This window comes from Neolewinella lacunae (assembly GCF_014349155.1).
In the GTDB taxonomy this organism is placed as follows: domain Bacteria; phylum Bacteroidota; class Bacteroidia; order Chitinophagales; family Saprospiraceae; genus Neolewinella; species Neolewinella lacunae.
In genome coordinates this window covers 1-3,092 of sequence record NZ_JACSIT010000064.1, presented here as the reverse complement: position 1 = coordinate 3,092, position 3,092 = coordinate 1, and the positions used below count along the sequence as shown (strand labels likewise).

General features: G+C 45.0%; 3 protein-coding genes. 2 read left to right on the top strand and 1 reads right to left on the bottom strand.

Annotated features, from left to right (window positions below; all coding sequences use genetic code 11):
* On the bottom strand, positions 1-800 hold an 800-nt coding region (locus H9S92_RS04095; RefSeq protein WP_187465446.1), incomplete at its 3' end, for a transposase.
* A 1,004-nt stretch (positions 801-1,804) separates the two neighbouring features.
* Here H9S92_RS04095 and H9S92_RS04090 point away from each other — a divergent pair.
* Positions 1,805-2,377, top strand: coding sequence for a hypothetical protein (locus tag H9S92_RS04090; RefSeq protein WP_187465445.1), 573 nt, complete (start codon positions 1,805-1,807; stop codon positions 2,375-2,377).
* A 39-nt stretch (positions 2,378-2,416) separates the two neighbouring features.
* Entirely contained in the window at positions 2,417-2,944 is a 528-nt protein-coding gene (locus H9S92_RS04085) for a hypothetical protein (protein ID WP_187465444.1), read from the top strand.
* The last annotated feature ends 148 nt before the right edge of the window (positions 2,945-3,092 follow it).

Below are 3,092 nucleotides of genomic sequence, written 5' to 3'. Positions count from 1 at the left end.
CGCCAACGCTTTATGTATTGGTCAACAGTCTTCTTGACCGGTCGGAGGCGCGTCAGAAAAATGATCACCTCATCACCAGCGGTCCCTTTAGGATTAGGACGCATCGATATAAAATAGAACTGTCCACCCAACTTTATACGTTTGCGGCAGAACTTACCGTGACTCCGGCACTGGTCATACATCTGCTGATAAGTCTTACCGGGAGCTTCGTCTACAGCTTGGTAGAAGTCGCCGAACCTCAGTCGGATGACAAACTCTATTTTGTTGTCAATCAGGAACTTAAACCATTCTTGGCCGACATATTCTCGGTCAGCAAGCAGCGTCATGCCCTTCAGGTCGAGATGTTTCATCGCTTCAGTAAACAGAGCTTTGCGCTCTGCTTGGGAGGAAGCACCAATTTTACCTAGTTGTTTCCAATAGATGGGGATGGCCACGGAGCCGACTAGAACGCTCAACACCATGTAGTGATACTTTTGCTGACCTCGCTTCCAACTGGTACCATCCAAGAGTAAGTGAGTAAAACGAAAGCGACGAAGTAGGCTCAGCGTTCGTCGCTGAACGTCAAGAATAAAGCCAGCGTTGTCTTGCCAGGCATCGAAAAATCGAATCAATCGCTGATAGTGACTGGCGGGCTGAACAAGCGGTTTGTCGAGGGCCAAGCCGACATAATCCTTGAGTTTCCATAGGCTGCAAGTTCTTCCCAAAATGAGAAGTTGGCAGATCAAGTGAAGGTTTTTTGTAGCACCAAGACCGTATTTTCCGTACAAGTCAGTAAATTTACGCAGTTGCGGAGTGAGCATGAGTTGGAGTTGTGGTTAACCCCTAAGGTAGTGCTCGCTTCGCACTTTCTAAAAATGTAGAGTAGTGTGTACTCTTTCACTCTGGGTGGAAAACGTGGAAGTACTCTCTGAAAGGGTAATATCGACTGTTCCAGAAACGGGATTTTCACGGGTCAAAGTCTCCTATTACAAAGGCGTTGGGAACCTACTTCCTAACTTTGTTCATTACCTTTACTACGAGGAAAGCATAGTTGGTAATAATTCAATAACCATCAAAGATGTTGTCAACCTACGAATTCAGGTTAAATCTCCCGGAGGCGCCTACGTTAATGAATTGGTGACGCTTGATTTGAACAAAGGAAAGTACATTGGAGTCGGCAGATCAAGCCCGGGAGAACCTTTATTTACTCGGCAACAACACACTGCATTTACCTACTACTACTGACTTTTTACGTTTTTTTTTGAAAAGTGGGTGATTAAGATTTGGTCCAGCCAATTCAGCAAAATATAGAGTAAAAAATGGCAACCATTGTTAAAACCCAATCTCTATTTCGCTAAGATTATTTCAGCGGCCATGGGAGAAAGCCTAGGATCTATGTTATAGTGCAACAACCTAGGTTTTGTGATATTGGAGATACAAGGTTATCCTTCTGGAAGTCAAGGTTTACAAGGACTTGACTTTGTCGTTCGGCACTTTTATTTTTTATAAGATCTTGGTCGATTTACTCTATCTACGATGGCCGGGGCAACAAACTGGCCCAAACCACCACCGGACAACCCAGAAAAGACTATCTTAGTGGCATCGAAATCAGCGGAACAAACTTTGAGGCCATCATGCACAACGAAGGGTGCGCAGTCTTGGAAGGAACCTGAAAGTACGAATACGTGCTGCGGGACCATCCGCGTTGTTTGGGGAAGGGCCCCAAACAAAAGCTACGCGAGTAGTTTTCCGGCCATTATCCGGCACTTCCCCTTGTGTGCTTGTACCAACTCCTCGTGAATAATAGCATCAATCATGCGAAAGAATGGCAAGCAAAAACAAAATCAAACTTACGGCAAATATTCTTTTAATGTTCCTCGCCAGCTACGGCTGCTCTAGTCACCTCGCTTTGCATGATCAATATCTGTCCGATGATAAGGGTGTTAAAACCTCTTTACAGATAGACACAAGTTCAAGGTCTTTTGAATTTGTAGTTTTGGGCGGGCTAGCGAACGATACTGTTACGGGAACTTATGAGCTAAATCATAAAACGGTAATCTTAAAGCCTTACCAATCTTCAATTGAAATACTTCCTTTACAGGACGACTTGGGCTTCAGCCTAGCGGTAATGGATGGAAGAACAGGTGAGGTCTTTAGCAATTATGTAGTGGAAAAGCTAGTTTCAGGAGAAATCGTATTGACAACAGGATCAAATGTTGAGGCAAACGATACGATACTGGTATCATATCCTGGTTATGATACAACTGATAAGATGGTCGTCACATCTGCCGCTTTTCAGATAAGGCTTTTCAGGTCGTTCAGGAAGGGTGATTTCCTTCTGCTTAAGGTTCGAAATAACAAGTTGATCTCGGATAAGCTTGTGCTTCACGCCCAATGAGACAGCTTGCCCGGCTACTGCAGCACCAAGAAGTTAATTATGAAGCAGTTGACCTTACTTTCCATTTTCTCTTTCCTCATCCTTTTTAGCTGTACTTCCTCTGAAGGAAAAACCGACCAAGAGCCCAACAGTGCAACTGAGGCCATCGTACTACAAGACATTGCCCGGATGCAGACTAGACGAGTACCGGAAGCGGATGAAGCGGAGAACTTTGCCGCTTTTCGGCGGCTGGAATCCTTGACAAAAGGGAAGGTTAATCTTGACGAGCTGGCCTACGAGTTTCACGAAAGCCTTTTGAATGAAGATGCTTTGGCGAACTACACCAAGGCTTGGCTGGATTGGGTCATCACCAACAGAGGCAAACTAACTGATACCCAACTGCAAGCAGCCATTGACCGGGCGAACGCGGTAATATCTTTAACTTTTCCGGATCAGCCAGACATGCTTAAACTGCGTATAAAGAATGGCGTAGCAGACTATGATACTTCTAAGGATCAGGCCTTAAAAGAAAAGTATTTTAAAAACATCTCAGACTTGAAATTGGAGTATCCTTCTGCTTCCCATTAGGTGGTAGGCAATGGGGCCTTGCTAATTATCCCCCTCGCCTGAATCTACCAGTTTAATCTTTGCAAATTTCTACTGCCGCTGTCCACCCAAATGGCCATGGGCTTAATTTTGTCGCGCGCTGGACCTCCGGAGCAACCTAACCGGCCAA